The 21,998-nt window shown below is 62.1% G+C and carries 18 protein-coding genes and 1 tRNA gene; 9 read left to right on the plus strand and 10 right to left on the minus strand.

Annotation, left to right across the window (positions count from 1 at the left end):
- Positions 1–20: 20 nt before the first annotated feature.
- The 8 genes from FXB38_RS05755 to rpmH all read right to left on the minus strand — a co-directional run bounded on the left by FXB38_RS05755 (position 21) and on the right by rpmH (position 6,484).
- Positions 21–710 carry a pyrimidine 5'-nucleotidase gene (locus FXB38_RS05755; RefSeq protein ID WP_148749802.1) on the minus strand — a complete coding sequence of 230 codons (690 nt, stop codon included), beginning with the start codon at positions 708–710 and terminating at the stop codon, positions 21–23.
- Positions 711–724: 14 nt separating this feature from the next.
- Complete coding sequence (locus tag FXB38_RS05760) at positions 725–1,711, minus strand: DUF1036 domain-containing protein (RefSeq protein WP_148749973.1); 987 nt, start codon at positions 1,709–1,711, stop codon at positions 725–727.
- A 77-nt stretch (positions 1,712–1,788) separates the two neighbouring features.
- Positions 1,789–2,676: an acetylglutamate kinase gene (gene argB, locus FXB38_RS05765; RefSeq protein WP_148749803.1), complete on the minus strand. Its 888-nt coding sequence runs from the start codon at positions 2,674–2,676 to the stop codon at positions 1,789–1,791.
- A 185-nt stretch (positions 2,677–2,861) separates the two neighbouring features.
- On the minus strand, positions 2,862–3,191 hold the full coding sequence (locus FXB38_RS05770) for a DUF423 domain-containing protein (protein WP_148749974.1): 330 nt from the start codon (positions 3,189–3,191) through the stop codon (positions 2,862–2,864).
- A 32-nt stretch (positions 3,192–3,223) separates the two neighbouring features.
- Positions 3,224–3,877 carry a ribosome biogenesis GTP-binding protein YihA/YsxC gene (yihA, locus tag FXB38_RS05775; RefSeq protein WP_148749804.1) on the minus strand — a complete coding sequence of 218 codons (654 nt, stop codon included), beginning with the start codon at positions 3,875–3,877 and terminating at the stop codon, positions 3,224–3,226.
- A gap of 140 nt (positions 3,878–4,017) precedes the next feature.
- Entirely contained in the window at positions 4,018–5,865 is a 1,848-nt protein-coding gene (gene yidC, locus FXB38_RS05780) for a membrane protein insertase YidC (RefSeq protein WP_187434682.1), read from the minus strand.
- A gap of 16 nt (positions 5,866–5,881) precedes the next feature.
- Positions 5,882–6,322: a ribonuclease P protein component gene (gene rnpA, locus FXB38_RS05785; RefSeq protein ID WP_148749806.1), complete on the minus strand. Its 441-nt coding sequence runs from the start codon at positions 6,320–6,322 to the stop codon at positions 5,882–5,884.
- A gap of 27 nt (positions 6,323–6,349) precedes the next feature.
- The gene (gene rpmH, locus FXB38_RS05790) at positions 6,350–6,484 is read right to left on the minus strand and encodes a 50S ribosomal protein L34 (RefSeq protein WP_008542748.1); all 135 of its coding nucleotides are present in this window, start codon (positions 6,482–6,484) and stop codon (positions 6,350–6,352) included.
- Between the two features lie 455 nt (positions 6,485–6,939).
- Here rpmH and FXB38_RS05795 point away from each other — a divergent pair, with 455 nt between their 5' ends.
- The 5 genes from FXB38_RS05795 to FXB38_RS05815 all read left to right on the plus strand — a co-directional run bounded on the left by FXB38_RS05795 (position 6,940) and on the right by FXB38_RS05815 (position 12,415).
- Complete coding sequence (locus FXB38_RS05795) at positions 6,940–8,385, plus strand: sensor histidine kinase (protein ID WP_187434683.1); 1,446 nt, start codon at positions 6,940–6,942, stop codon at positions 8,383–8,385.
- 273 nt (positions 8,386–8,658) lie between these two features.
- Positions 8,659–8,735: transfer RNA gene (locus FXB38_RS05800), tRNA-Arg, on the plus strand.
- A gap of 87 nt (positions 8,736–8,822) precedes the next feature.
- On the plus strand, positions 8,823–10,670 hold the full coding sequence (locus FXB38_RS05805; protein WP_148749808.1) for a site-specific integrase: 1,848 nt from the start codon (positions 8,823–8,825) through the stop codon (positions 10,668–10,670).
- Between the two features lie 65 nt (positions 10,671–10,735).
- Positions 10,736–10,963 carry a hypothetical protein gene (locus FXB38_RS05810; protein ID WP_148749809.1) on the plus strand — a complete coding sequence of 76 codons (228 nt, stop codon included), beginning with the start codon at positions 10,736–10,738 and terminating at the stop codon, positions 10,961–10,963.
- A gap of 33 nt (positions 10,964–10,996) precedes the next feature.
- Positions 10,997–12,415 carry a hypothetical protein gene (locus tag FXB38_RS05815; protein ID WP_148749810.1) on the plus strand — a complete coding sequence of 473 codons (1,419 nt, stop codon included), beginning with the start codon at positions 10,997–10,999 and terminating at the stop codon, positions 12,413–12,415.
- Positions 12,416–13,011: 596 nt separating this feature from the next.
- Here FXB38_RS05815 and FXB38_RS05820 read toward each other — a convergent pair.
- On the minus strand, positions 13,012–13,314 hold the full coding sequence (locus FXB38_RS05820; RefSeq protein WP_148749811.1) for a hypothetical protein: 303 nt from the start codon (positions 13,312–13,314) through the stop codon (positions 13,012–13,014).
- A gap of 427 nt (positions 13,315–13,741) precedes the next feature.
- Positions 13,742–14,293 (minus strand): recombinase family protein, encoded by a 552-nt coding sequence (locus FXB38_RS05825; RefSeq protein WP_148749812.1) that lies wholly within the window; start codon positions 14,291–14,293, stop codon positions 13,742–13,744.
- 223 nt (positions 14,294–14,516) lie between these two features.
- Here FXB38_RS05825 and FXB38_RS05830 point away from each other — a divergent pair, with 223 nt between their 5' ends.
- The 4 genes from FXB38_RS05830 to FXB38_RS05845 all read left to right on the plus strand — a co-directional run bounded on the left by FXB38_RS05830 (position 14,517) and on the right by FXB38_RS05845 (position 21,792).
- On the plus strand, positions 14,517–15,080 hold the full coding sequence (locus tag FXB38_RS05830; protein WP_148749813.1) for a hypothetical protein: 564 nt from the start codon (positions 14,517–14,519) through the stop codon (positions 15,078–15,080).
- 647 nt (positions 15,081–15,727) lie between these two features.
- Positions 15,728–16,687 (plus strand): AraC family transcriptional regulator, encoded by a 960-nt coding sequence (locus FXB38_RS05835; protein WP_148749814.1) that lies wholly within the window; start codon positions 15,728–15,730, stop codon positions 16,685–16,687.
- A 153-nt stretch (positions 16,688–16,840) separates the two neighbouring features.
- Positions 16,841–17,827, plus strand: a complete 987-nt coding sequence (locus tag FXB38_RS05840) for an AraC family transcriptional regulator (RefSeq protein ID WP_148749815.1) — start codon at positions 16,841–16,843, stop codon at positions 17,825–17,827.
- A 227-nt stretch (positions 17,828–18,054) separates the two neighbouring features.
- A complete protein-coding gene (locus tag FXB38_RS05845) occupies positions 18,055–21,792 on the plus strand; it encodes an autotransporter domain-containing protein (RefSeq protein ID WP_148749816.1) in 3,738 nt (1,245 codons plus the stop codon).
- The last annotated feature ends 206 nt before the right edge of the window (positions 21,793–21,998 follow it).

The raw sequence follows: 21,998 nt of genomic DNA on the forward strand, positions 1-21,998 counted from the left end.
CGCTCCTCGCGTGGTTGCGCTCAGGCGGCGAGCGATTGCAAAAACCCCGCCAGATCATCCGTGACGTGGTCGACATGGGCCGCATCGCGGCCTTCAAGTTCCCAATCCTCGCGCACCACTTCCTTGGTCCCGTCAGGCACCACCAGCACGGTGGTCATGCCGAGTTGATGCGGGACGATGAGGTTGCGGGCGAGGTCCTCGAACATGGCGGCTTTGGTCGGGTCGACCGCATGTTGCCCAAGGAATTTCCGGTAGGTCTGCGCCGCCGGCTTGGGTTCGAATTCGGCGGCGATGATGTCGAACACGCCGTCGAAATGCGAGCCGAGGCCGAGCCGCGCGAGCACCGCATCGACATGGTCGACCGAGCCGTTGGTCAGGATCAGTTTTCGCCCCGGCAGCTTCGCGATGGCTTCGCCGAGTGCCGGGTTCGGCTCCAGCGGCGAATGGTCGATCTTGTGCACGTAAGCGAGATAGTCGTCAGCGCGCACGCCATGCAGGGTCATCATGCCGCGCATGGTGGTGCCGAAGCGCTGGTAATAGTCCTTCTGGATCTTGCGCGCTTCTTCCGGGCCGACCTGCAGCCAGTTGCACACGAACTCGCCGATCCGCGCATCGACCTGCTGCCACAGGTTGACGTGATGCGGATAGAGCGTGTTGTCGAGGTCGAACACCCAGGTGTCGATGTGGGCGAAGGCGCGGGGCGATTTCATCAGAGCTCTCTCAATCACGGCACGGCAAACCGCAGCGTCTTGCCGCCGCTCGACATGTCCACCACGCCAAAACCCGTGGCCGCAAATCCACGCGCGCCGCAATCGGTCTGCTCGTTGGTCTCGAACTTGGTCTCGCGGGTGCAGAGCTGCTTGTCGCCGCCCCAGTTCAGCGGTCTGTCCTTCAGCTTGATGGCGCGGTTGTCGCCATCGATGGCTTCCGCGAAGCTGAAGATCTGCTTTGGCTGGCCGGCGACGTCGGGATGCAGGCAGGTCCTGGGATCGATGCGGTACCAGCCGCGGCTCGTCACCGACTTGCCGTCGTCAGTCGCGACTGCCGCCATCACCTTGTGCGGCGTGTCGTTGCACCAGGTCAGGCCACTCGGGGACGGCGCCTGCGCCGCATCGACCATGGTCTTGAAGAGATTCGGCGACGAAATCACGTCGGTCGGCAATCCGCGGCTCTTCAGGAACGCCGCGAGTGCGGCCTGCGTCTTCGGTCCGTCGACGCCGTCGATCGCGCCGATGTCGTAGCCTGCGATCACCAGCAGCCGCTGGATGCCGGCGAGCCGCGCCTGCTCGTCGTCATATTCGGAATCCTCGGCGAGATAGGCGACGAGATTGCCGTTGTCGCCTTGCGTCGGCGTGATCTGGGTGAAGGCGGCCTGGGTCTGGCCGGTGCGGCACTGCCGCGCGGCCGCGATGACGAAATTGTCCTGCGCCACGCACAGCGTGTCGCTGCCGTTCTGCGGGATCGGTGACGCACCATAGACGCCGAGCGCGCGGGCGTTGAGCAGGATGCGGTCGGCGGTCAGCGTGCCCTGTACCACGACGCGGCAGGTCGCCGGATCGATCCTGAACCAGCCCCGGGTCGCGGTCGCCGCCTTGTCGTCGATGCCGATCGCGGCCTCGACGACGTAGGACATGCGGTTGCAGATCTTGAGGTCGGCGAAGGCCGGCGCGGAGGAGAAGACGAACGACACGGCAGCGGCCGGCAGCGTCATCAGGAGACGCGTCAGAGGCGAGCGGCGATGCCGCCGCTCTTGACCGGCCATGACGGAATCTCTCGTCTTCTCGCCGCTCACTTATGTATCAGCGTTCCCGTGCCCGTGTTGGTGAATAGCTCGAGCAGCACCGCGTGCTGCATCTTGCCGTCGATGATGACGACGCCCTCGACGCCCTGCTCGAGCGCGTAGATGCAGGTCTCGACCTTCGGGATCATGCCGCCGGAAATGGTGCCGTCGGCGATCAGTTTTCGCGCGTCCTTCACCGAGAGCTGCGGGATCAGCTTCTTCGACTTGTCGAGCACACCAGGCACGTCGGTGAGCAGCAAGAGACGCTTGGCCTTCAGCGCGCCGGCGACCGCACCGGCAAAGGTGTCGGCGTTGACGTTCAGCGTCTGGCCGTCCTTCGAGGTCGCGAGCGGCGCCAGCACCGGGATCAGCTCGTAGCCGATCAGCTGGTTGAGCAGCGTGAGATCGACCTTTTCAGGGTCGCCTACGAAGCCGAGATCGACCGCCTTCTCGATGTGCGAATCCGGATCGATGATGGTGCGCGTCGTCTTCGACGCCTTCACCATGTTGGCGTCCTTGCCTGATAGCCCCACGGCCTTGCCGCCGGCTTCGTTGATGTAGCCGACGATCTGCTTATTGACGGAGCCGGCGAGCACCATCTCGACGATCTCGATGGTCGCGGCATCGGTGATGCGCAGGCCGGCTGCGAACTCCGAGACGATACCGAGGCGCTTGAGCATGGTCGCGATCTGCGGCCCGCCGCCATGCACCACCACCGGATTGATCGCGGTCTGCTCGAGCAGCACGATGTCGCGGGCAAAATTCTTCGCGGTCTCCTCGTCGCCCATGGCATGGCCGCCATATTTGATGACGATGGTCTCTTCGTCGTACTGCTGCATGTGCGGCAGCGCTTCGGACAGGATGCGGGCCTGGTCGAGCGGGGAGATTTCGGTCATGAGGCGGATCTCGCTGGCGGGACTAACGCGGCCAGCGTTCTATCTGATTGGCGGGCGAGGCGCAAAGTGATGTTCTTCCCCCTCTCCCCTTGTGGGAGACGGGTGAGGGGTCTCTATCCGCGGAGGCAGACCCCTCATCCGGCGCTTCGCGCCACCTTCTCCCACAAGGGGAGAAGGAAGAACCACTATTCCCGCGTCGCCACCACCGCCGCCAGCGTCACCGCCAGCCAGCTCGCGATCATCAGCGTTCCGCCGGTCGGCGCCGCGAATGGAAACAGCGAATGGCCGGCATATTGCAGCACAGTGAGGTCGCCGGCGAACAGCGCGGCGCCGATCACGAAGCCGGTCGCGGCAATCAGGCCAATTCCGCCGTGCAGAAGGCCGCGCGCGAGCAGGGCGACGCAGGCCAATATGGCCGTTGCATGAAACAGCAGCATGGCGCTGGCGGAGGCAAGCCGGCTGGCGTCGGCGCCGTGGGCGGAGGCGGCGGCCAGCGCGACGCCGGCGGCGCCCATCAATCCGGCAAGGGCGATCAGCAGACGAGCCGTCACTTGGTCCGCTCTTCCAAGAGCTTTGCCATCGCGGCGCGCAGCTCGGCCATGCCGGCCGATTCGCGTGAAGACGTCGCGAGCACGTTCGGGAACGCGGCCGGACGCTTGGCGAGCGCGGCCTCGGTCTCGGCGATGCGCGTCTGCAGCTCGGAGGCCTTCACCTGGTCGGCCTTGGTCAGCACGATCTGGTAGCTGACGGCCGAGCGGTCGAGCGTCCCAAGGACCTCGAGGTCGACATCCTTCAGCCCGTGGCGGGCATCGATCAGCACATAGACGCGCGCGAGCGAGGCGCGTCCGAGCAGGAATTTGTGGATCAGCTCGGTCCAGGACGCGACCTGCGACTTCGGCGCCTTGGCATAGCCATAGCCCGGCATGTCGACCAGGCGCAGGTCCGTCTTGCCCGGGACCTCGAAGAAGATCAGCTCCTGGGTGCGGCCCGGCGTATGCGAGGTGCGCGCGAGCGCGTTGCGGCCGGTCAGTGCGTTGATCAGGCTCGACTTGCCGACATTGGAGCGGCCCGCAAAGGCGATCTCCAGCCCCGCCATCGGCGGCAGCGTTTGAATCGAGGGCGAGGCCCAGATGAACTGCCAGTCGCGGGCGAACAGCTTTCGCCCGGCCTCGATCAGCTTCGCATCTTTGTCGTCGGTCATGCGAAAGCCTCACCCTTCGTCATGGCCGGGCTTGTCCCGGCCATCCACGTCCATCCACACAGTACCCTCCAAAACGTGGATGCCCGGGACAAGCCCGGGCATGACGATGTGGAGGCATTTGCGCCCGGCAATGACGACGGCTACGTCGCCTTCCTTGCGAACGTCGCCTTGAGATTGTCGAACAGCTCCACCTTCACGCCGTTGCGGCGCATGATGAAGCTCTGCTGCAGCACGGAGAGCGTGTTGTTCCAGGCCCAGTAGATCACGAGGCCCGCCGGGAAGCCGGCCAGCATGAAGGTGAAGATCAGCGGCATCCAGTTGAAGATGAGCTGCTGCGTCGGATCCGGCGGCGTCGGGTTCAGCTTCATCTGGAACCACATCGTGATGCCCATGATGATCGGCCAGATCCCGAGCGCGAGATAGTGGCCGAACACCGGCAGCGTGGTCGGATCGAACGGGATCAGCCCGAACAGCGTGAACAGATTGGTCGGGTCGGGCGCGGAGAGGTCCTTGATCCAGCCGAAGAACGGCGCGTGCCGCATCTCGATGGTGACGAACAGCACCTTGTAGAGCGAGAAGAACACCGGGATCTGGATCACCACGGGAAGACAGCCGGCGACCGGATTGATCTTCTCCTTGCGGTAGATCTCCATCATCTCCTGCTGCTGCTTCACCTTGTCATCGGGATAGCGCTCCTTCAGTGCCTGAAGCTGCGGCTGGACCGACTTCATCTTTGCCATCGAGGCGTAGGACTTGTTCGCCAATGGGAAGAACAAGAGCTTCACGATCACGGTCACGAGCAGGATCGAGATGCCGAAATTGCCGAAGAAGCGGTAGAAGAAGTCGAGGCCGAGGAACATCGGCTTGGTGATGAAGTAGAACCAGCCCCAGTCGATCAACAGATCGAAATGGTTCAGCCCGAGCTCCTTGTTGTAGCCGCCGAGCCCTGCGAACGGGAACACGCCGACCACGCCGGCTTCCTTGGCACCGGCGAACAGCCGTGCGTTCGCCGTCGTCGTGCCGCCGATCGCGACGGTGACGGGATCGAGCAGATAGTCGGTCTGGTAAGTATGGACGTTGCCGTTAAGGTTCGAGGAGAACCGCGCCTGAAGCAGTGCGCTGGTGTCGGGCAACAGCGCCGAGGCCCAGTACTTGTCGGTCATGCCGAGCCAGCCATTGGTGGCCTTGAAGCTCACCGACTTGGCTTCGTCGATCTTCTTGTAGGCGTATTCCTGCAGGCCATCGAGATAGCCGATCAGGCCTTCGTGCAGGATGTAATAGCCCGACACCTGCGGCGTGCCGTGGCGCGAGATCAGCGCGAACGGATAGAGCGTGACCGGCGCGTTGCCGACATTGCTCACGTCGTCCTTGATGGTGAAGAGATAGTGATCGTCGACCGAGATGGTGCGGCGGAAGGTGAGGCCTTCGCCATTATCCCACTTCAGCACCGCCGGCGAATTCGGCGTCAGGCTGCCGCTGCCCTCCTGCTGCCAGACGGTCTGGGCATCAGGCATCTTCGACGTCACGCCTGTTGCCGCCACCCAGCCGAACTCGGCGTAATAGGGCTCTGCCGTGCCGGAAGGCGAATAGAGAATGATCGGCGGCGATTTCGGGTCGACGGTCTCGCGGAACTGCAGCAGCGCGAGGTCGTCGATGCGGCCGCCCTTCAGCGAGATGCTGCCGGCGAGGCGCGGCGTATCGATCTTGACGCGCGGGCTCGCGGCAATCGCGGCGTCGCGGCTGACGGCCGGCTGGGCCTGCTGGTTCGCGCCCGGCGCGGTGGTCGGCGCAGGCGCGCTGCCTGATTGCGGCGTGGCGCCCGGCGTTGCAGACGCCGTCGGCTGCGGCGCGGTCTTCTGGAGCTCGGCCTGCGTCTGTTGCTGGGCGCGCTGCTTCTCCATTGCCGGCACGTTGTAGAAATATTGCCAGGCGATCAGAACCAGGCCGGAGAGAATGACGGCGAGGATGGTATTGCGATTGTCAGTCATCACTGTGGTCTCGTCATCAATCCGGTTTGCGGCTGGCGGCTGGGCCAGAGCTTGGATCAGGTCTTGGATCAGGGCTTGGATCAGGCTTTGGCCCGCGTCCCGTTACCTGTCCCTTGTTAGGTCCTTTGGCCGTATGCCGCGCGGGCTTCGTGAACGCTATGCGCAGATCGTCGAGCATGGTCGTGAAGTCGCGCGAGAGCGCGTCCCTGCGGCCGACCAGCACGTAATCATGATGGGGTTGCATCGACACCGGATCGAGCCGCTTCACCAGTTCGCGAAGCCGGCGCCGGATGCGATTGCGCTCGGGGGCGTTGCCGTTCTTTTTGGTAACGGTGAAGCCGATCCGGATCGGGCCAGAGTCGTCGCGACCACGGCTTTGCAGGACGAACGCGGGACTATTCACCCGCGCGCCATTGGCAACGGCGAGGAAATCCGCCCGCTGCCTCAGCCGATCCATAATGAAATCCCAAAAAGGGGGTCCGGCTCAGGCGCTCAGACGCTTGCGGCCGCGAGCGCGGCGCGCGGCCAGAACCTTGCGACCGCCGGCGGTCGCGAGACGGGCCCGGAAGCCGTGGCGGCGCTTGCGCACCAGTTTGCTGGGTTGATAAGTCCGCTTCACGGGTTTTTCTCCGCTGACCGGGCAATTTGCCTGTAGAATTGATGATAAAGTCCGGAAGATGCGGCCCAAAATGAGCCATTTCCGGCCCCAGAAGAGCCGCTCCCGGTGTCGCACCGGGCCATCGCGGACAATTTGGCCGGCTTATAAGGGAGCGTCTTGTTTTCGTCAACGTCGCAGGACCGCACAGTTCCGGTGAATATCGCTGTTTCCTTGGGGTTTTTAACCCATGAGGTGGCGAGTAGCGGTATCAGCGCCTACATCCGACCTTGGCAGATTAGCGATCTGTAATTTGACCTCCCCGGGGGGCGGGTCGCATCCTCCATCAGTCGAGCTCTATCAGAAGGCCAGCAGGGGCGAATTTCGTGATAGCGACAGACCTCCAGCAGCCGACCCAACAGACCCAAGATCTGGATCGCGTTAGGGACCAGGATCCGGATCGGCCAGCGGATCAGCCGGTGACGCGATCCCGCGGACCGGATGGGCTTGGCCTGTCCGGCAAGCTGTTGCTGCTGACCGTTCCCCTGGTGATGATCGCGGCGGTCCTGCTCTATGTGCCGGCGATCGCCAACTTCTGGGTCAACCGGCTCAACGACCGCGTCGCCGCGGCCAACACGGCGGCGCTGGTGCTCGATGCCGCGCCGCTCGGCATGGTGCCGGATTCGCTGTCGCGGGAAATCCTCAAGAGCATCAATGCGCGCGGGGTCGCGATCAAGATGGGCCAGCAGCGCCGCCTGCTCGCCAGTGACAATCTGCCCGCCACGATCGAGCACGACATCGACCTGCGCGACATGACGGTGTGGCAGGCCATCACCGGCTCGTTCCAGATGATGCTGGAGACCGGCAACCAGCCGATTCGCGTCGTCGGCCCCGGCGTCGGCAACGCCCAGTTCATCGAGATCGTCACCGACGATCTGCCGCTGCGGCAGTCGATGTACCGCTTCTCCCGCAACGTCGTGGTGGTCGCACTGATCATCGGCGTCCTGACCGCGGGCCTCGTCTATCTCGCGCTCCATTATCTCTTCGTGCGGCCGATGCGGCGGCTGACCGCGAGCCTGGTCGGCTTCCACGAGAACCCCGAAAGCTCGGCGCGGATCATCGTGCCGAGCCAGCGCAGCGACGAGATCGGCGTCGCCGAGCGTGAGTTGTCGGACATGCAGCGCGACCTGATGTCGATGCTGCATCAGAAGAGCCGGCTCGCCGCGCTTGGCCTCGCCGTCTCCAAGATCAACCACGATTTGCGCAATCTGCTGGCCTCGGCGCAGCTGCTGTCGGACCAGCTCGCCAGCGTGCCCGATCCGCGGGTGCAGCGTTTTGCGCCAAAGCTCGTGCGTTCGCTCGAGCGCGCCATCGCCTTCTGCCAGTCGACGCTGTCCTACGGCCGCGCCCAGGAGGCCGCGCCCGACCGCCGCATGATGCTGATCGAGCCTGTGGTCGTCGAGGTGCGCGAGACCGCGGGTCTTGCCAACGACGTCTCGATTGCCTGGGTCGCCGCGATCGAGCGCGGGCTCGCGGTCGATGCCGATCCCGACCAGCTGTTTCGCGTGCTGCTCAACCTCGTGCGCAACGCCGCCCAGGCGCTGGAGAGCCATTCCTCCGGCGACGGCGGCCCGCAACAGATCCGGATCACCGGCAAGCGCGAGGGCGCGGTCGCCATCCTGGAGGTCTCCGATACCGGCCCGGGCGTGCCCCAGAGGACCCGGGAGCATCTGTTCGAGGCGTTCCAGACCTCCGGCCGCCCCGGCGGCAGCGGGCTCGGCCTCGCCATCGCCGCCGAGCTTGTCCGCGCCCATGGCGGCGACATCCATCTGGTCGAAGGCACCATCGGCGCCACCTTCCGGATCGTCATCCCCGACCGCCCTGTGGAACTCCTCTCCATCCGCAACGAGCGGGCGCGGGCCTGATCGGCCAGCGGCCGATAGTCTTCTGCCATTCCGGGACGGCCCAAAGGGCCGGGCCCGGAATCCATAACCCAGGCTGGTGGTTATGGATTCCGGGCTCGCGACTTCGTCGCGCCCCGGAATGACAGTAAGAGGTGTGAAAATACGCGAAAATCTCCCCATCCCGGACCTTGCCAATCGGGACAAGAGCGGTTAGTCAGAGCGCTCCTTCGCACCCCTCCGGCGCTCGCTGGAGGCTGCGTGCGGGCGCAGCCCGCACACTTGTTTGCGAAACACGCGCCCGTAGCTCAGCTGGATAGAGCATCAGACTACGAATCTGAGGGTCGGACGTTCGAATCGTTCCGGGCGCGCCAGTCACCCAAAAATCGCTTGAAGATCAAATAGAAGCGCAGATACAAGCGTTTAGCTGCTGTGTGGTGGTCACAAGCGGTGGTCTAATCGTGCGCGTGCTCATGGGCGTCATCAAGGATCGACACGGGACCTACTACGCCCGCAAGACGGTGCCAGCGAAGCCGGAGAGGCTGCGGGCAGCAGTCGCGCTGGAGCTGAACAACGGCAAGGCCGTGCAGTCGCACCTGAAGAAGTCGCTCGGCACCAAGGATGTTCGAGAGGCCAACATCAGAGCCAAGCCTGTCCTGATGGAATTTGACCGCATCATCGCCCGGGCGACGGCACGCCTTGCAGACAACGCCGCGCCCTTGGTGAAGCGGAAGAGCCTCAGCGACATCGAAATCAAGCGCATGGCGGAATACCTCTACGCCGACACCATGGCCAGAGACGAACGCTATCGGGCCACCGGGCGGGAGGAGCTGAAGAGGCAATACGCGGAGGCCGTGCGCCTTCATGGACCACTGGACCCGCCGCACATCCCGCACGAAGAGTGGCCGCCGTACGGTATTCACCTCCAAGTCTATGCGGCCAACAAGGATATGGCGCTCGAAACCTTGCGACTGCTTAGGCAGTGCGCAGCGGTGGGGGACATTTCTGCCGTGCAGGACCATGTGCTGGAAGTCATGTGGGCCTTCAACATTGATGTTGACGTGGAAAGCGCGGCCTACATCAAGCTCGGCAACGCGTGCCTGCATTCGTACATCAGGGCACTTGAGGACATCGGCAAGCGCGACCAAGGACTGACAGTCGAGACGCCAACGTTGGCACTGCCGAATGCGCAAGTGCCGGCTGAAGGCGGAACGCTCCAAGACGCGCTGGAAGGATGGAAGAGGCACCGCGCGAGGCCCAAGCGGACCGTGGATGAGTTCGGGCGCAGTGTGCAGATGTTTGTGGAGCTTCACGGCAACCTGGCCGTGGTGGCGATTAAGAAGAAACACGCGCTGGAGTACCGCAAGGCCCTTCAGGACGTCCCGCGGCATCGCACAGGGGCCTTGTTGAAGGCATCGCTTCCCGTGCAAGCCGAATGGGGACGGGAGCACCCTGAAGCGCTTAAGATCACAGCGGCCACGATCAACAAACAGCTTGGCGCGGTGCAGTCGATCTGCATATGGGCGGACGACAACGGGCTTGTGCGTGATGACGCACACTGGACAGACCCCTTCAGCAAGCTGCGATTGCCCGAGGAGCGATCAGAGCGAACATCGTTTGATGTGGCTGAACTACAGCTTCTGTTCAACGCGCCTATCTTCACCGAACACCGATTTCCCTTGGGATCACACGGGGCCGCTGGGTTCTGGCTGCCTGTGCTTGCGCTGTTTACGGGGGCGAGACAGACGGAGCTTGGAAGCCTTCATGCAGCCAACGTGCAGAAGGACGCTGAGACCGATCTGGATTTGCTGTACTTCGTCACCGAGCGCGCGCGGGGCAAGAGGGTCAAGACGGATGCTTCGGAGCGAGTGGTCACGGTGCATCCCGAAGCAATCCGCTTAGGCTTCCTGAGCTACGTCGAGGCTAGAAGGCAATCGGACGGGCCGGAGGCTTGGCTATTCCCGTCTGTGGCGCCGGACCGTGGGCGCGCTGGGGTGCCGGCATGGTCGCAGTGGTTCGGGCGCTATCTTCGTGCAATGGGCGTCACCGATAAGGCGAAGGTGTTCCACAGCTTCAGGCACACCGTGAAAGATGCTCTGCGCAGGGGCAGGGCGGACCATGAGGCTCGTGAGGCGCTAATCGGACACGCGCAGTCATCCTCAACGAGCTGGGGCTACGGCGCTAACGCCATGTTGGCGCGCTTCACTGCGGCAGGCCTCGCAGACGCAATCAACCGCATCGCCTATCACGGCCTTGATCTGTCGCGGGTCAAGCCGCTGAGCGTACCACCGCATACACGCGACACCTAACGAGCCTTGACTACCGGCATGGCATTGGGGCAACGCCGGACATCACAACGGAAAACATCACCATCATGATCAAGTCTCTCGTCACCGCTGTGCTCGCTTCCATCTTGGACATCGCATGGCCTATGTGCCGTTCGCGAGAAAACGCGGTGATCGCACAGTCCGACACCGCAGCCCGCCTTTGGGTGGCCATGGGCCGCACCGGAAAGACGATGGAAGCCCTGGTTGACCATGTGGCTGCGCGGTGCGGGATCGACATCGCCCAACACATGATTGATCGCGAATACGGCCGTTGAGCCCTCCACTACGCCTGCCAGAGTGAGCGCACGATGATTGATTTTGATGACGATGAAGGTGACTTCGTTGAGCACGCCCCGTGGGAACCAAAGACACCACGGGCGGAGCGTGGACCGCTTCGCGACGCACCGCTGGCGACACTGACTGCGACACCGGCCACTGAGCAGGCTCGTGCGCTCGTGGCTGAGTTAGTCAAGCGCTACCCCCGGCCGCAGGCCGCGCAGGGCCGTATCTATGCACGTGACAAGACCTTGGATTCCTATCAGACCGCAGCTGCTGCATTCCTCGCCGACCTACTTGATGCGATCCGGCGCGGCCGCAGCGAAGGCTGGCTGAGAAGTTCGCAGCGGAAGACTGATTATTCCGGCCAGATTGTCACTTGGCGTATGTTCGACGGTGTTCGGACATCGTGGCAGCAGGCGGGGTTGCTGGACCACAAGCCCGGTTATGACGGCAGTCGGGCGATGGGCAACCCTGGGCCGCCCCGAGGCATGCTCACGCGTTACCGAGCCACACCAGCCCTTCAGGGGCTTTGTGCCGAGCACGGAGTGACACCGCAGAACGTCCGGGAGCATTTCAAGTTCGTGCCCGTGATGCCCGCCGAATTGGTCCAACTCACGAAGCCGCACCATAAGACACCTGAGATACCCACGGTCCACCGGCTCCGTGCAGATGTTGCTGCGCTGAACGCTTTCATGCAACAGCACACGCTCACGCATCCAACAGACGAGATCATCCATCTTGGCTGGGTTCGCAAGTTCCACAAGGCTGAGAACCTTGCACGTTACCGCTGGGACAAGGGTGGCCGCCTGTACTCGTACCCGCAAGATGCGGGATGCTATCAGCAGATTCAGGAAGACAAACGGGTCCAGATGCGGATCGACGGCGAAGCGGTGGCGGAGGTCGATATCTCATCGTCGTACCTCACCATCTTCTACGCTTGGATCGGTCAGCCGCTCGACACCGAGGCGGACGCCTACGGGGATATCCTTGGCCCTACCAAGCTGGACCGGGTGGTGACGAAGTTCTTCATCAACTACCACTTCGGGAACGGTGACTTCCTTGCAGCGTGGCGCTCGGGTGTTGTTGCGGATGTCAGGAAGATTTTGAAGAAGAAGGCCATTGCACCTGAAGAGTTCAACCCGAAGCGCTACAATCTTCGCGAGGTGAAGAGGCGTGTTCTTGAACACCATCCGCTGCTTGAGCGCTGGGGTCACCCCATCGGTGGCCGTGCTCGGGATTGGAGCGACCTGATGTTTGCGGAGAGCGAGGTCGTGATCGGTAGTATGAAAGAACTGATGGCGCAGGGCGTGCCAAGTCTGCCAGTTCATGACAGCCTGATCGTACCAGCTTCACATCAGGCTTTGGCTGTGAAGACGATCACCCATCAATTCCAGACCCGTCTCGGGGTCAGTCCCAGCTTAGATGTCACCCACCTATGGGACTTCTAACGGGAGGAGGATATGGAGGATACCTAAGTATATGAAATATATAATATAATAGGTATTATTACATAGGGGTATGGTCATGGTTATTCACCCCATGTACCTCGGAGGGTATCCCTACCATAACGTGGAACGAATGTTTGGACCCAACCCGATAAGTTTATGACTAGGTGGGGCGTATCAGTCGGAGATGAGCGGCCGGGGTGCATTGCGTCTCTCTGGCACAGCCACATAGGTCACAGGGATTCCTACGGTGGCGTTGGATTCGCTTCAGCGCTTGGAGGCCATCAGACAGCATGGATACGAATAGCCCCTGGGTGGACTCCTTATGGAATCCTCGGGGCGTGTCGGCTGCGTTGAGGCGGTGCACCGGCAGGCGGCGCTTGAACCCAAGTAGACTTGAAGTGCCGTGTGGCCATCGCGCCAAGATAGGGTCCAGTCCGGCCGGAAGGACCCATTCGATCCTCGCGTGTACCAAGGGACCGAGGAACACCACCTGACCTGCCGGCCGCCTGCGAGCGCCATAGGTCCGCTGCGAGACCAAGGAGGCCAAGAGCGCTCTGCGCAACAAGGTCAGCTATGGGCCACAAGCGGAAAGTAGATCAGCCTTCAGGTTTTGGCCGCCCAACCAATTTAATGCCACCGCTTTCCTCGGCCGACGCAAGTCCTCTTAAACTGTTGAACTTCTCGCGGAACTGGTTTCCTGCTTCTGTCCACCTTCCGAAGCGAGTGTTGACGTTCTCCATCAAACCAACACTCGCGAGCGCTTTTATTGCATGTTCGCCAGCGGACATTGCGCGGCTGTCCACCTGATCGCCGTACTCGTCCAAGTACTGATCGACCATCTTGACCAGCGCAATTAGCAGCTTCTGTTCGCGGTCCGTTAAAGCTTCAGATTTGTTCATCGCCCATTGGCCTCGCACATTCTTGGGTGATCACTTTACTCGTCCCCAAGGACGTCAGCTATGGGTCACAAGGAGCCTTGGCCCGCTTGGCGTTGATGTCGGCTACGGGAAGGCGAAGCAGACGTAGCGGAGATGTTGAGCGCGCACGCTGCTGCAGTTAGCTCGGCGGCGGCGCAGGCTTTAACCCAAGAAGCTTTGAAGTCGGGCGCTGGGATCGCCCTAAAATAGGGTCCGGTGTTCAAAAGGGGACCCGTTGAAATTCGAACACGGAAGCGAAGGCTAACCATCGCGTCCGCTTGCTTACTCAGGCCCTCGCGATCAACAGATACGCCAACGCGCCGCACACCGCAGCGGCCCTCGGGGCTTCGCAAGCCACGGCGACCACGGCCACCGCGCCAGCGAGCGAGCCGATGATCATCAGCATCCCTCAGCCCTCCTGCGCTTCCAGGGCGCGATAGACCGAGGCGCGGCCAATCCCGAGAGCCTTTGCAATGGCGGATGGGCCCTGACCTTCAGCGTGCAGCGCCTTCACCTTGGTGACATCCACCGAGGGCTTGCGGCCTTTGTAGACACCACGGGCCTTGGCGTCCGCAATGCCTTCCATTTGGCGTTCACGGCGGAGGTTGGTCTCGAACTCAGCGAACACACCGAGCATATCGAGGAAGCATTTCCCAGCGGCTGTGCTGGTGTCGATAGGTTGCTCGGTGGCACGCAGGGAAGCGCCACGGGCCTTCACGGTGCGCACGATGTCCTGAAGGTCTCCAATGCTGCGGGCGAGGCGGTCGATGCGGGTGACCATGAGAACGTCGCCAGTGCGGAGGAAGTCGAGCACGGTGTGCAGCGCCTCTCGGCCATTCGTGGTGGTGCCGGAGCGCTTCTCAGAGCGGATCAGGTCGCACCCAGCGGCGCGTAAGGTTGCCTCTTGCACATCAAGGTTCTGATCGGTGGTGCTGACGCGGGCGTAGCCTATCGTGGTCACGAGGAATGCTCCGATGTCTCGTTAGGGTTTAGACCCTTGGAGCATGATGTCTCATAAAACGAAAGTCAACCCTATTGAGACGTAATTTCTGTCTCAGCGCGAACCCAATCGACACGGTCAAACATCTGTGAATACCATCTAAGACGGTAGATTGTCTGCATGGACGGGTTGACGTTAAGGACGATTCGGCTGTATCAGCGTTCCATTCACTTGGACGAGATCAATGTCAGCCCCGAATACAAGCCAGAGCGACCTCATCGCCTTTCTCGATTACCTCGCGGACAAGGGCCTGATGAACGCGACAACGGCCTCCTCGCGGAAGGGCGCGGTCAAGACGTTGTTCAGCGTTCTCGACCCGACAGAGACGGCCGATGTCACCACTCTGAAGATCGATGAGGTGGCGATGCGCTTCGCCAACAAACGCGGGGCGGACTTCAAGCCCGACAGCGTGAAGGTTTACAAGTCGCGCGTCATCGGCGCCATCGAGGACTTCAAGAAGTACCGAGCCGACCCTCTGAACTTCAAGGTCAGCCTCACTCCGAAAGCGACGTCTGGCAAAGGTGACAAGGCATCCCCAGCGAAGGAGCCCGCGCAAGATACGTCCAATCCGCAGGCGCATCAGCCGATAGAACCCTTCGTAAGCCCGTCCGAAATCGTGTTTCCGATCCCGATCAGGCCCAACACCATCGTGCGGATCGTAGGGCTACCGAGCGACCTCACGCCACAGGAGGCCTCGCGTATCGCGAACGTCATTCAGGCGCTCGCCAGCGTGCAGGACCCGTTCTGAGATGTGGAGGGCATACCGATAACTGAGATTGGTCAGCGGCTCCGGCTGCAGACCATAGGCTCCGGTAAGCGGCCTCACCGCGAACCGAGACCCGTACAGCGGACACAGCCACTTCGCAGGACCTTGCCAGAGGGCGCGCGGTGGAGAGGTTTCCGGGTCTTCGAGCCGCTTCTAATCGACTAGCCGCCTCAAGGGAAGCGCAGACTGCTTCCGACCTAGTTGAGGTGGTCACATAATGTGGTACTAACCAATGTGCAGTAGTGCTGATTTGTGTTGATTTTTCAACGCGAAGGCTGGGTATCCGTCGCCTCGTTCCGGGCGCGCCATTTCGGTACAAAACTGTGAACGGCCCCTGCCGCTACCCTCGGCCAGCGATCGCCTATATGAAGGCCGCTTTGTCGCCGATGATACGTATCGCGTCATCGGCTACTTCAATCCGGTCCACAATCACCTGAGTAGCCGCAGCGCGTACGCGACATTACCGGCCTTCATCCCTGTGTACAGAATCCAGGCGACGATCTAGCAAGAAAGAAGTCGTCTAGCATCGTGCTTGGGTTGAACCGGGTCTATCCGACAATTCCCCCGCTGCGGGATCAGCGGCAAGCTATTTGCTTATTGATCGCTGGAACGCTTCCTTTGGGGATCGGATGGATAGTCTTCGAATTGCCACCGGTGCATTGCCGGCCGCGCAGCGGTTGGAGGCATTTCGCGAAGTCTTCGGGCGAAAGCTTCTCAAGATCGAGATCGAGCCCGAGCGTGGTACCGAATTCGATGTCGACATGACATTGCAGGCATTGCCGGGGCTCGGCATGGCATCCGGTTCTCTCTCTCCCATGCGCAATCGGCTCACCCGTGCATTGATCGACAACGATGATCTTGTTTTCGTCATTCTGCAGGAGGGCGTCGGTACGGCCGGGCAACGTGGCAGACAAGCGACTATCAGCAATGGCGAGGCGATCTTGACGACGAACGACGCGCCGGGAAGCTTTGCCGGGCATACGCGTACGCAACTCATCAACCTTCGTTTCGAGCGTAAGAGGCTTGCTCCGCAGCTTGCGGATGCTAACGATTTCCTCCTGCGGCCGATGTCAGTGAACAATCCGGCATTGCGGCTGCTGACGTCTTACCTGCAGATTGTCGGTAGCGAACTGACGCGATCGCCCTCCGTTCTGCAGCGGAGCGCGGCCGACCACATCCATGACCTCGCAGCTCTCGCCTTGGGCGCCACCCGGGACGCTGCTGAGATCGCGACCGGTCGCGGGGTGCGAATTGCGCGTCTGCAGGCAATCAAGGCGGACGCGGCCGCGAACGCCGCCTCAAGCTGGCTTTCGCTTGACGCGATCGCCGCGCGCCATGGTCTTTCTCCGCGCTATATCCGTTCGCTCTTTCAGAGCGAGGAGACGACCTTCACAGATTTCGTGCTGAGCCAAAGGCTGGCCCGAGCCCATGCGCTCCTGGTCGATCCGCGATACGGCGATCGTCTGATTAGTGCGATTGCGTTCGAAACTGGTTTTGGCGATCTTTCCTATTTCAATCACCGCTTTCGCCGACGCTATGGAGCGACCCCATCCGACATACGGGCCGCAGCCCGGCGCAACGATGGATAGCGGAATGCCGCCGACTAAGCCAACCACAGGCTGACAGTTGAGTTCGGCTGTTCCTCACAGCCCAAGACGATATGTCATCCAGCCCAAGCGGCCGTCTGCTTCTTCTCGGTACCTTGCCTCGATGTCGCTAAAGAGGCGGCCGGAGGGGCTGCTGTGCAGGAGGGTGCGGGATTCTTCCGCTTTTCGACCGACGAGTTGCCAGAGCGCGATCGGCTTTCGGTGTGGCGGGAAGTTTTTGGGCGCACCGTCGTCAAGATGGAAATGGAGTCGATCGGCAGTGGGCCGTTTCGAAGCGAAGCTCAGATCTATGCAATGCCGAACCTGACGGTCGCATCGGTTTCCAGTTCTCCCAACCGGATTGCCCGGACGCGGGCCCTCGCCGCCGACGGTAGCGACGACCTTGTGCTCGGCATTCTTCTCAGCGGACAAGCCGTTACGCATCAAGGAAAACGAGAGGTTTCGTTTCAGAAGTCGGAAGCTGTTCTGTGGTCGAACGCTGCGCCCGGAGGCGCGCTTTACAACTCGTCGATCGATTTTCTCACGATTGCCATGTCGCGAACCGTCCTCACGCAGGTCGTTGCAAATATAGACGATGTCCTGATGCAGCTTATCTCGCGTGACAACGAGGCGCTTCGGCTTTTGACCGGCTACGTCAGGTTACTGCAACGCGAGTTTAGTTCCATGTCGTTGGAATTGCAGGCGGCGACAAGTTCGCACGTGCAGGATCTCGTGGCGCTGGCACTTGGAGCAACACGGGATGCCACCGAAGTTGCCAAGGGGCGCGGCGTTCGCGCCGCACGGCTGCTCGCGGTCCAGGCCGATATCCTTGCCAATCTCACCCGGCACGATCTGTCGATCGAAGCCCTTGCCTCGCGGCACGGTATATCGCCACGCTACATCAGGACGCTCTTCCAGAGCGAGGAGACGACGTTCACCGATTTCGTGCTGGGTCAGCGCCTCGCCAGAGTCCATCGTTGCCTGATTGATCCGCGCTTTGCCGGCTACATGATCAGCACCATCGCCTTCGAAGCGGGGTTCGGGGATCTGTCCTATTTCAATCATGCGTTTCGGCGGCGTTACCGTGCGACCCCATCCGATATACGCGCTGCGGGCCGCCGGCCTGACGATGCCGCGGGCTGAGAGCATTTCCCTGGTCTAGCCGTTAGGTGTCCGTCACGTGGCGCGGGTCGGATGACCAAGTCAGTACAGTTGCCGATCAGCAACATTGGCTCGGCGATGGCCGACTTTGCCGTCTAGCCCAACTCATCACGTCATTCAGACCAAGCGCCGTGCCGAGTCGGCCCGCTACGGTTTGCCCGCCTACTTTCCTCGGCATCCGTCGGCGTTCATTTGAAAGTTTTTTTGCCATGACGACATCGCTCCCCAGCTGTCCCCGCTTCCATCTGCAGCGGCACGCGCGACGGTTCGCGGCCTTGCTGCTGGCTGGAACGGCACTCGCTGGCCTGCCACTCGCATCGCCGGCGCAGGCGCAGACATGGACCGGCGCGACATCCGCCGACTGGTTTGCGAGCGGCAACTGGAGCGCGAACACGGTGCCGACGGCCGCAACTACGGTTGTCATCGACACGATCGCACCCAATCCGACGGTGATCGGCGCAGCAGGCGCCGCCGGCAACAGCGTTATTGTAGGTCAAGTGGCGACCGGCACTCTTACGATATCGGGTGGTGGCGCCCTCAGCGCTTTCGGTGTCGCGGCCGGCAACACCTCCGCAGCCACTGGCGCGGTGACCGTGACGGGATCGGGATCGACTCTCACCGCAGTGGGTGCCGGCAGTCAGGTCGTGATTGGTAACCTGGGCACAGGTACGCTTCAGATTTTGAACGGCGGCGTCGTCAGCGATGCGTCCGGTTTCGTTGGTAGCAACGTTGCCGGCACCGGAGTGGTGACCGTGGATGGTCTGGGTTCGGCCTGGACGAACAGCGCAATTCTCGGAATTGGTGAACTTCAATCGACCGGAACGCTGACGATTTCGAACCAAGGCCAGGTCACCGCCGTCACGGCCTACATTGGTGTCGCGGATGGCACAGGTACGGTCAACGTCACCGATCTCAATTCGGCATTGTCGACCAGCGGGGCTCTCAACGTCGGCCAATCTGGCACTGGCGCGTTGACGGTCTCGAATGGCGCGAAGGTCATCAGCAATATTGGTATAATCGGTAATTTTGCCGGCGGTAATGGCACTGTCACGGTTGACGGCGCGGGATCGACCTGGACCAACAACCAGGGTGTTACGATCGGCAGCTCGAGCACTGGCACGCTGACCGTATCCAACGGCGGCGCCGTCAGCGCCGCAAGCGTCACGGCCGGCGATCAGGCCGGTTCGACTGGCACGGTGACCGTGGCAGGAACAGGCTCGACCTTGACCACAACAGGAATCGGCAACCAGGTCGTGATCGGAAACTTCGGCACCGCCTCGCTTCAGATCTTGAGCGGCGGCGCGGTCAGCGATGCAAACGGCGTAGTTGGTCAGAATACCGGCGGCGTCGGCACGGTGACGGTGGATGGTCTGGGCTCGACCTGGACCAATACTTCAACCCTGACCGTTGGCACTCAGGGGACCGGCACGTTGGCTCTTTCGAACCAAGGCCAGGCGACGGCCGCCGGCGTCCTCATTGGCGTTGCCGGCGGCACCGGCACCGTGAGCCTCACCGGTCATTCTGGAGTATCGACAGCGGGGGCGGTCAACGTCGGCTTTACCGGCACCGGCACGTTGACGGTCGCGAGCAATTCATCGCTCGTCAGTAGCGGCGGTGCGATCGGCAACCTCGCCGGTGCCCAAGGCGCGGTCACGGTGACGGGCGCCGGTTCAGCCTGGTCTTTCGGCGCTTTCGATTTGACCATTGGTGCAAACGGCACCGGCTCGCTTCTGGTTTCGAATGGCGGCGCGATGAGCAGCAGCAACGGCGCCGGTATCCTGGGCCAAGCCGCGGGATCGAGCGGCACCGTGACGGTCGACGGCACTGGGTCGTCGTGGACGACGCCCGCTTTTCTGTTCGTCGGCGTTGGCGGCACGGGCGCGATGACGATTTCGAACGGGGGCACCGTCATCACGGGCGACGGTTATTTAGGTGTTGCGGCCGGCGGGGCCGGGACTATGACGGTTACCGGTGCCAATTCGATCTGGACGAGTACCGGTGGCGTCTTTGTCGGCTTCGGTGGCAGCGGCGCGCTCACGGTTTCAAATGGCGGCGCCATATCGGCGCCAAGCGGCATGGCTATCGCAGCCTCGGCCGGGTCGGTCGGCACACTCAACATCGGAGCCGATGCGGCTAGCGCCGCCGCCGCGCCCGGAACGTTGAACACCCCAACCGTCGGATTTGGGTTGGGTGCCGGTAGCATCAACTTCAATCACACCAGCGCGGGCTATGACTTTACGCCGGTCATTGGCGGCAACGGCACGATCAGCCAGGTCGCCGGCACCACGATCCTCACCGCCGATTCCAGCGGGTTCACCGGCGCCACCAACGTCACGGGCGGCCGGCTGGCCGTGAACGGTTCGCTCGCCGGCTCTGCCGTTACGGTGTCGGGCAGCGGCGTCCTCGGCGGCACCGGCACAGTCGGCAACACCACCATCAATGGTGGCACGCTGTCGCCCGGCAATTCGATCGGCACGCTGACCGTGCAGGGCAACCTCGCGTTCACTTCGGCTGCACACTACCTTGTGGAGGTCTCGCCGACGGCGGCTGACCTCACAAATGCTACGGGCACGGCGACGCTCGGCGGCGCCACGGTGAATGCGTCGTTTGCTCCGGGTAGTTACGTTGTTAAACAGTACACAATCCTGAACGCTACCGGCGGCGTCAGCGGCACGTTCGGTTCGGTGGTGGTCAACACCAACCTGCCGTCCGGTTTCAGGTCGAGCTTGAGCTATGACGCAAACAACGCCTATCTCAATCTAGACCTCGCATCGCAATATAGCGGTCTCAGCATCAATCAGCAGAACGTCGCCAATTCGCTGACAAACTTCTTCAATACGACCGGTGGCATTCCGGCGGTGTTCGGGTCGCTGACGCCAGCCGGCCTGACGCAGGTCTCAGGCGAACTGGCCACCGGCTCGCAACAGACGACATTTGATGCGATGGGTCTGTTTCTGGGGGCGATGACCGATCCTTTTATGGGCAGGCGTGGCGAAGTAGTTGGGCCGTCGGCGCCCCTGCAATTCGCTGACGAAACCCGCGCGCCCGGTGCTTCGCCCGCCTTTGCGATGATGCCCGGCAAAGCACCGCCGGCGGCCAGCTTCGATCGGCGTTGGAGCGTTTGGGGTGCTGGTTTCGGTGGCTCCCGAACCACCAATGGCGATGCCGCGCTCGGCTCGAGCGGCGCGACCGGCCGTGTTTACGGCATGGCTGCGGGTGCCGACTATCTGCTCTCGCCGTCGACGCTGGCAGGCTTTGCCTTAGCTGGCGGCGGCACCAATTTCAGTGTCTCGAATGGGGGCAGGGGTCACTCCGATCTGTTCCAAGCCGGCTCATTCGTTCGTCACACGATGGGTCCGGCCTACATGGTCGCTGCCTTGGCCTATGGCTGGCAGAATGTCACAACTGACCGGACTGTCTCCGTTGCCGGCGCGGATCAGTTGCACGCGAAGTTCAACGCCAACGCGTTCTCGGGCCGTTTGGAAGGCGGCTATCGCTTTGCGACGTCGTGGGTCGGGATCACGCCCTATGCCGCTGGACAATTCACCACTTACGCATTGCCGGCTTATGCAGAGCAAGCCGTCAGCGGCACCAACACATTCGCGTTGACCTACGGCGCGAAAACCGCGACCGCGCCCCGCAGCGAACTTGGTATTCGTGCCGACAAATCGTATGCACTGACCGATGCCATCCTGACGCTGCGCGGCCGCGTCGCATGGGCACACGACTTCACCACCGATCGGGCCATCGCCGCGACGTTTCAAACGCTGCCCGGTGCGTCATTCGTCGTCAACGGCGCCGGACAGGCCGGCGAGGCAGCGCTGACCACCGCGTCCGCCGAAATAAAATGGATTGGCGGCTTTTCGCTTGCCGCCACTTTCGAAGGCGAATTCTCCAGTGCTTCCCAAAGCTATACCAGCAAGGGCGTCGCACGGTATGCGTGGTGAGCGGGGCACCCCGCAGCTATGCCGGCAAAAAGGCACGGTGCGATACGCATGGTAGCAGGTGCTCGAATTGCATCGCGCCAGTCTGTGCATGAATATTCCGTGGGGCACTTAACGAGATTATAGCGCAATCTCAATAACATATATGAGTTCTTGGTTTTATTCCGAATGGCGCGCCATTTAACTTCCTGAAAATTCATCCATTTTTT

The organism is Bradyrhizobium cytisi (genome assembly GCF_008123515.1).
Classification (GTDB): domain Bacteria; phylum Pseudomonadota; class Alphaproteobacteria; order Rhizobiales; family Xanthobacteraceae; genus Bradyrhizobium; species Bradyrhizobium cytisi.